The sequence below is a fragment of the Streptomyces sp. WZ.A104 genome (assembly GCF_002382885.1).
In the GTDB taxonomy this organism is placed as follows: Bacteria; Actinomycetota; Actinomycetes; order Streptomycetales; family Streptomycetaceae; genus Streptomyces.
Map to the genome: position 1 here is coordinate 1 of NZ_NWVL01000142.1, position 7220 is coordinate 7220.

Annotated in this window: 5 protein-coding genes; 3 read left to right on the forward strand and 2 right to left on the reverse strand. The window is 72.3% G+C overall.

Annotated elements, in window-relative coordinates; genetic code table 11:
* A partial coding sequence (locus CIB93_RS36405; protein WP_179500373.1) for an ATP-binding cassette domain-containing protein occupies window positions 1-891 on the forward strand: 891 nt, incomplete at its 5' end.
* Window positions 892-964: 73 nt separating this feature from the next.
* Window positions 965-1819: an ECF transporter S component gene (locus CIB93_RS36410; RefSeq protein ID WP_096633062.1), complete on the forward strand. Its 855-nt coding sequence runs from the start codon at window positions 965-967 to the stop codon at window positions 1817-1819.
* A gap of 39 nt (window positions 1820-1858) precedes the next feature.
* Here the strand turns inward: CIB93_RS36410 and CIB93_RS36415 are convergent, their stop codons facing one another.
* A complete protein-coding gene (locus CIB93_RS36415) occupies window positions 1859-3037 on the reverse strand; it encodes a steroid 3-ketoacyl-CoA thiolase (protein ID WP_096633063.1) in 1179 nt (392 codons plus the stop codon).
* A gap of 349 nt (window positions 3038-3386) precedes the next feature.
* Here CIB93_RS36415 and CIB93_RS36420 point away from each other — a divergent pair, with 349 nt between their 5' ends.
* The gene (locus CIB93_RS36420; RefSeq protein ID WP_096633064.1) at window positions 3387-4640 is read left to right on the forward strand and encodes a cytochrome P450; all 1254 of its coding nucleotides are present in this window, start codon (window positions 3387-3389) and stop codon (window positions 4638-4640) included.
* A 167-nt stretch (window positions 4641-4807) separates the two neighbouring features.
* Here CIB93_RS36420 and CIB93_RS36425 read toward each other — a convergent pair whose 3' ends face one another.
* Window positions 4808-6922 carry a bifunctional glycosyltransferase 87/phosphatase PAP2 family protein gene (locus CIB93_RS36425; RefSeq protein ID WP_096633065.1) on the reverse strand — a complete coding sequence of 705 codons (2115 nt, stop codon included), beginning with the start codon at window positions 6920-6922 and terminating at the stop codon, window positions 4808-4810.
* Window positions 6923-7220 lie beyond the last annotated feature (298 nt).

Below are 7220 nucleotides of genomic sequence, written 5' to 3' on the forward strand. Positions count from 1 at the left end.
GCACCGGTGCCGGAGCCTGCGCGGCCGGTCGCTCCGGAGCGGCCCGGGCCCGGACGGCTCGCCCGGCTGCTGGGCCGGGGCCGGACGGGCGGCCCCCGCGTGTCCGACCGGTCCGCCGCCCCCGCCGTCGATCCGGTCACCCGGGTCGAGGGGCTCGGGGTGCGGCGCGGCCGGATCGAGGCGTTGCGGCGGGTGGAACTCACCGTGGCCCCGGGCGAGACGGTGGCCCTGATGGGCCGCAACGGGGCCGGGAAGTCCACGCTGCTCGGCGCGCTCGTCGGCATGATCGAGCCCACCTCGGGCGCCGTGCGCGTCGGCGGGCTCGCCCCGGCCCGGACGGACCCGGGGGCGATGGTGCGCCGGGTCGGTCTCGTACCGCAGGAGCCGCGCGATCTGCTGTACGCGGACACGGTGGCCGCGGAGTGCGCGGCGGCCGACCGGGACGCGGGCGCGGCGGAGGGCACCTGCCGGGCGCTGGTGTCGGAGCTGCTGCCCGGGGTCGGGGACGGCACCCACCCCCGGGACCTGTCCGAGGGCCAGCGGCTCGCGCTCGCCCTGGCGCTCGTACTGACCGGCCGCCCGCCGCTGTTGCTGCTGGACGAGCCGACGCGCGGCCTGGACTACGCGGCGAAGGCCCGCCTCGTCGGCGTCCTGCGCGCCCTGGCCGCCGAGGGCCATGCGATCGTCCTGGCCACGCACGATGTGGAGCTGGCGGCGGAGCTGGCGCACCGGGTGGTGATCCTCGCCGACGGGGAGGTCGTCGCGGACGGCCCGACCGGGCGGGTGGTGGTCTCCTCCCCCGCGTTCGCCCCGCAGACGGCGAAGATCCTGGCCCCGCAGGAGTGGCTGACCGTGTCCCAGGTGCGCGGGGCGCTGGAGGCGGGCGCGTGAGCGGAACCACGGGAGTACGGGAGCGGGCACCACGGCCCGGCGCGGGGCTGGGCGTACGGAAGCGGGGCGCGCGATGAGCGTACGGGAGCGGGTGGAACGCGGGCGGGCCGTACGGGAGCCCATGGCCCGGCCCGTGCGGCTCGGGCCGAAGTCGGTGGCCGCGCTGGTGCTGATCGGGGCCGTCGGCGTGGTCGCCTTCGGGTGGCCGCTGCTGGCGGACGCCGGGTCCGGGCTCGCGCACGCCGGCGACGCGCCGTGGCTGTTCGCTGCGTTGCTGCCGCTGCTGGTCGCGGTGGTGGTGGCGACGATCTCCGAGTCGGGGATGGACGCGAAGGCGGTCGCGATGCTCGGCGTGCTGGCCGCGGTGGGGGCGGCGCTGCGCCCGCTGGGGGCGGGGACGGCGGGCCTGGAGCCGATGTTCTTCCTGATGGTGTTGAGCGGCCGGGTGCTGGGTCCCGGGTTCGGCTTCGTCCTCGGCTCGGTGACCATGTTCGCCTCGGCGCTGCTGACGGGCGGGGTGGGTCCGTGGATGCCGTTCCAGATGCTGGCGATGGGCTGGTTCACGATGGGCGCGGGCCTGCTGCTGGGGCCCGACCGGCTGCGCGGGCGGGCGGAGCTGGCGATGCTGGCCGGCTACGGCTGGGTGGCGGCGTTCGCGTACGGCACGGTGATGAACCTCCAGGGCTGGCCGCTCATCGCCGGGCTGGGTTCGGGCGTCTCGTTCGTCGCGGGGGACCCGCTGCACGAGAACCTGGTGCGCTTCCTCGCCTACTGCGCGGCGACCTCGCTCGGCTGGGACCTGGGACGGGCGGCGCTGACCGTCGTCCTGACCCTCACGGTCGGACCGACCCTGCTGAGGGCGCTGCGCCGGGCGACCCGGCGGGCGGCGTTCGACGCGCGCGGCGCGTTCGGGGAGCCCGGGGGGTGATGGCCCCCGGGGCTCGTCCGGTACCGGCCGCAGACGGGGTCACAGCCGCTGGATGATCGTTCCCGTCGCCAGCGCGCCGCCCGCGCACATCGTGATGAGGGCGAACTCCTTGTCGCGGCGTTCCAGTTCGTGCAGGGCCGTGGTGATCAGCCGGGCCCCCGTGGCGCCGACCGGATGGCCGAGGGCGATCGCGCCGCCGTTGACGTTGACCTTCTCCAGGCCGTCGAGGTCCGCCTCGAACTCCTGCGCCCAGCTCAGCACCACCGACGCGAACGCCTCGTTGATCTCGACGAGGTCGATGTCCCGCAGCGACATCCCGGCCCTGCCGAGCACCGCCCGGGTCGCGTCGATCGGACCGTCGAGGTGGTAGTGCGGGTCGGAGCCGACCAGCGCCTGGGCCACGATCCGGGCCCGGGGCCTGAGCTTCAGGGCCCGCGCCATCCGCTTCGAGGACCACAGGATGGCCGCGGCCCCGTCCGATATCTGCGAGGAGTTGCCCGCGGTGTGGATCGCGCTCGGCATGACGGTCTTCAGCCCGGCGAGCGCCTCCATCGAGGTGTCCCGCAGTCCCTCGTCCCGGTCGACGAGCCGCCACATGCCCTGCCCGGCCGCCTGTTCCTCCTCGGTGGTCGGCACCTGGACGGCGTACGTCTCGCGCTTGAAGCGCTCCTCGGCCCAGGCGGCCGCGGCCCGCTGCTGGGAGAGCAGGCCGAGCGCGTCGACCCGCTCCCGGGTCAGGCCGCGCTTACGGGCGATGCGCTCGGCGGCCTCGAACTGATTGGGCAGGTCGACGTTCCACTCGTCGGGCCAGGGCTTGCCCGGGCCGTGCTTGGAGCCGCTGCCCAGCGGGACCCGGGACATCGCCTCCACGCCGCAGCTGATGCCCACGTCGATGACCCCGGCGGCCACCATGTTGGCGACCATGTGGGACGCCTGCTGCGAGGAGCCGCACTGGCAGTCCACGGTGGTGGCGGCGGTCTCGTACGGCAGGCCCACCGTCAGCCAGGCGGTTCGGGCCGGGTTCATGGACTGCTCCCCGGCGTGGGTGACGGTGCCACCGACGATCTGTTCGACGCAGTCGGCCTGGATGCCGGTGCGGCCGAGAAGTTCACGGTAGGTCTCGCCCAACAGGTAGGCGGGGTGCAGATTGGCGAGTGCGCCCCCGCGCCTGCCGATGGGGGTGCGTACGGCTTCGACGATGACGGGTTCCGCGGCCATGAGCTCGTCCTCTCCTCACGCTTCCGCTGGGGCTTCCCGGCGCCCACGGAAGGAACTAGTACGCGTTCTAGTTCTGCAAGCAGTCTCGTGACGGCGGCCCTGCCGCGCAAGGGGCGCGCACACACCACGCGCGCGCCCCCCGGTGAGCCGACGGGCGCGGCACCGGCGGCAGAGGCGCCCGCGCCGCCACCGGAAACCCCCGCACGGGCACCGGGGGCAACAGATCCGGCCACGACCCTTGCCACTTGTAGAACTCGTTACTACCTTGCGGGCAACTTCTGATGGGTCGTCAGGATGCCGGACGGCTCCCCGAACGGTTCGCCGCCAGATCCGGAGTGGAGAGGTGCCCATGCGCTGCCCCCATCTGCCCGACGGGTTCGACTTCACCGACCCCGACCTCCTCCAAGCCCGCGTTCCGCACCCCGAGTTCGCCCTCATGCGGCAGACGGCACCGGTCTGGTGGTGCACCCAGCCCGCCAACATCTCGGGGTTCGGCGACGAGGGCTACTGGGCCGTGACCCGCCACGCGGACGTCAAGTACGTCTCCACGCACCCGGAGTTGTTCTCCTCGAACACCAACACCGCCGTCATCCGCTTCAACGAGACGATCAGCCGCGACCAGATCGAGGTTCAGAAGCTGATCATGCTGAACATGGACCCGCCCGAACACACTCGGGTCCGCCAGATCGTCCAGCGCGGCTTCACCCCGCGCGCGGTGCGCTCCCTGGAGTCGGCCCTGCGCACCCGGGCCCGCAGCATCGTGGAGACGGCCCTCGCCTCGGCCGACACCGACGGCTCCTTCGACTTCGTCACCGACATCGCGGTGGAACTCCCGCTCCAGGCCATCGCCGAACTCATCGGCGTACCGCAGGAGGACAGGACCAAGATCTTCGACTGGTCCAACAAGATGGCCGCGTACGACGACCCCGAGTACGCGATCACCGAGGAGATCGGCGCCGAGGCGGCCATGGAGATCGTGGCGTACTCGATGAACCTGGCGGCGGCCCGCAAGGAGTGCCCGGCGAAGGACATCGTCAGCCAGCTGGTCGCGGCGGAGGGCGAGGGGAACCTGTCGTCCGACGAGTTCGGGTTCTTCGTGATCCTGCTGGCGGTGGCGGGGAACGAGACGACCCGTAACGCGATCAGCCACGGTATGCACGCCTTCCTCACCCATCCCGAACAGTGGGAGCTGTACAAGAGGGAGCGCCCGACGACGACGGCCGAGGAGATCGTGCGCTGGGCCACCCCGGTGGTGGCCTTCCAGCGGACCGCCACCCAGGACGTGGAGCTGGGCGGCCGGCGGATCAGGAAGGGCGAACGCGTCGGGCTGTTCTACTCCTCCGCCAACAACGACCCCGAGGTGTTCGACTCCCCGGAGGCCTTCGACATCACCCGCGACCCCAACCCGCACCTCGGGTTCGGCGGAGGCGGCCCGCACTTCTGCCTGGGCAAGTCGCTGGCCGTGATGGAGATCGACCTGATCTTCAACGCGATCGCCGACGTACTGCCCGATCTGCGGCTGCTGGAGGACCCGCGACGGCTGCGGTCGGCCTGGCTCAACGGCATCAAACAGCTCCAGGTGACCACGGCGGCGGCTTCCTGAGACAGCCCCGCCCGAGTGGCGGGCGGGGCCGGGAGGGCGGACCATGTAGGGACGCGGCGATCCACGCCGAAGGGGTGCCGGGACGATGTACGTCGTCCCGGCACCCCTTCGGCCTGTAGCTGTCCTCCTGCCCTCGTGCCCTCGTGCCCTCCTGCCCTCCTGCCCTGCTACTGCTTGCCGCTGACCTTCTCCGCGGGTACGCGCTCAGGCTCGGCGTCCGCGGGCTCCGTGGGCTCCGCTGGTACGCGCTCGGGCGCGACCACGGCCTCTGCGGGCTCCACCGTCGCCCGCTTCCCGTCGGCCACCAGCCTCCTCGGCCCCGAGAGCACGTACGTCAGCCCGAAGCCCAGCGTGACGACCAGCGCGCCACCGGCCGCGTCGAGCACCCAGTGATTGGCGGTGGCCACGATGGCGGCGATGGTGAAGAGCGGATGCAGCAGACCGAGTGCCTTCATCCACATCTTCGGGGCCAGCATCACGATCACCACCCCGCACCACAGCGACCAGCCGAAGTGCAGTGACGGCATCGCCGCGTACTGGTTGGTGACGGTGGTCAGCGTCCCGTAGTCGGGCTTGGCGAAGTCCTGCACCCCGTGGACGGTGTCGATGAAGCCGAGGCCGGGCATGAGCCGGGGCGGGGCCAGCGGGTAGAGCCAGAAGCCGACGAGCGCCAGGAGCGTGGCGAAGCCGATGGAGGAGCGGACCCAGCGGTAGTCGGCGGGGCGACGCGCGTACAGCACGCCGAGAATCGTCAGCGGGACGATGAAGTGGAAGGTCAGGTAGTAGTAGTCGAAGAACTCGCGCAGCCAGTTGATCTGGACGACGGTGTGGTTGACCCAGTGCTCGATGTCGATGTGCAGCCACTGTTCGATCGCGTGGATCTGCCGTCCGTGCTCCTCGGCTACGGGGCGGCCCGCGGTGGCGGCGAGGCGGACCTGCGCGTAGGCGGAGTAGACGACCCGGATGAGCAGGAGCTCCAGCAGCAGGTTGGGGCGGCTGAGCACCCGGCGCCAGAACGGCAGGAGCGGCACGCGTCTCCAGCGCGCCGCCACCGGCTTCGCGTAGTCCGTGGGGATCGGGTGCTGCCAGTACGGCGAGGTGCGGGGCAGGAACGGGGCGAGGCAGGCCGCTCCGAGGGCCGCGAGGAGCAGCACGTTGTCGCGTACGGGGTAGAGCGTCGCGATGTTCGGCAGCAGCATCGTCCCCGGCAGGGTGACGATCAGGACCACGACCGCCGGCCACACCAGCCGGTCGGAGGCCCGCCTGCCGACCCGGCCGACGACCGCGAGGAGCACCCAGAGCAGCTGGTGCTGCCATGCGGTCGGCGAGACGGCCACCACGACACAGCCGGTCACGGCCACGGCGAGGAGCAGCTGGCCGTCCTGGGCGTAGCGCACCGCGCGCCGCAGCCCGAGGAACACGACGACGGCGGCGAGCGCCAGGAACAGTGCGATCTCCAGGGGGCCTTCGAGCCCGAGCCGGAGCAGCGCCCCGTGCAGGGACTGGTTGGCCAGGCTGTCCGGGCGCTCGCCCAGCCCGGCGCCCGCGGCGTGGTGCACCCAGTACGTCCACGAGTCCTTCGGCGCCACGGCCCAGGCGGCGGCGGTGGCGAGCGCGAAGGTCGCGCCCGCGCTCACCGAGGCCTGCCGTCGGCCGGTCAGCCAGAGCAGGGCGGCGAAGAGCAGCAGCACCGGCTGGAGGGCTGCCGCGAGGCCGACGAGGACGCCCGCCGCCCGGTGCTCCCGTACGACGAACACTGCCAGAAGCACCAGCAGGACCGGCAGGATGCTGGTCTGGCCCAGGTGGAGGGCGTTGCGGACCGGCAGCGACAGCATGAGCAGGCTGATCGCGACGGGCGCGGCGAGCAGGACCGTCCGACGGCCGGCCGGCCGGGGCAGGGCGCGGGCCGCGACGATCCCGAGGGCGACGACCAGCAGCAGGGAGCCGAACGTCCAGGCGACGCCCAGGGCCTGCTGGGCCGCGGCGGTGAGAGGTTTCAGCACCACGCCGGCGAAGGGCGTTCCGGTGAACCGGCCGCCGTCGTACAGCGCGCCGGTCGCATGCAGGACCCCGTTCTCCCCGGTCCAGGTCTCCAGATCGGTGAGCCGCTCCCCCGGTGGTTGCCGGAGCACCACCGCCACCTGCCGCACCGCCAGCACGGCCACGACCAGCCAGAGGACGGCCCTGGCCAGCCGGTCCCTCGCCCCCGCGTCCGCTGCCCCGTCCCCACGCACACTGTGATCCGCTGTCGCCACGCTGCGCCGACCCTCCCACCGTTCCATGCATCGCCCCTTCCAGTGGGGCAGTGCCGGATGAAGCCTCGCATTGCCCTACGAGGCAGACACAATCAACCCCCTCTTTGCCTGACTGTCATCATGCTTTCGTCCAGAAGAATGACCGGGGAACGGAATCCTGGAGTCTCAGACAGCGACGGGGACCGAGGCTGCCGGTGCGTCCGCCTGTCAGGCGGTCCTACGTTGTTCGTGGGTTGGACGGGCCGTCGTAAGGTCCAGAGGCCCAGAGACACCGGGTATGGCTTTCAGGCGGTTGCCCTCGATGGTTCCCCTCACCTGGCCGCCC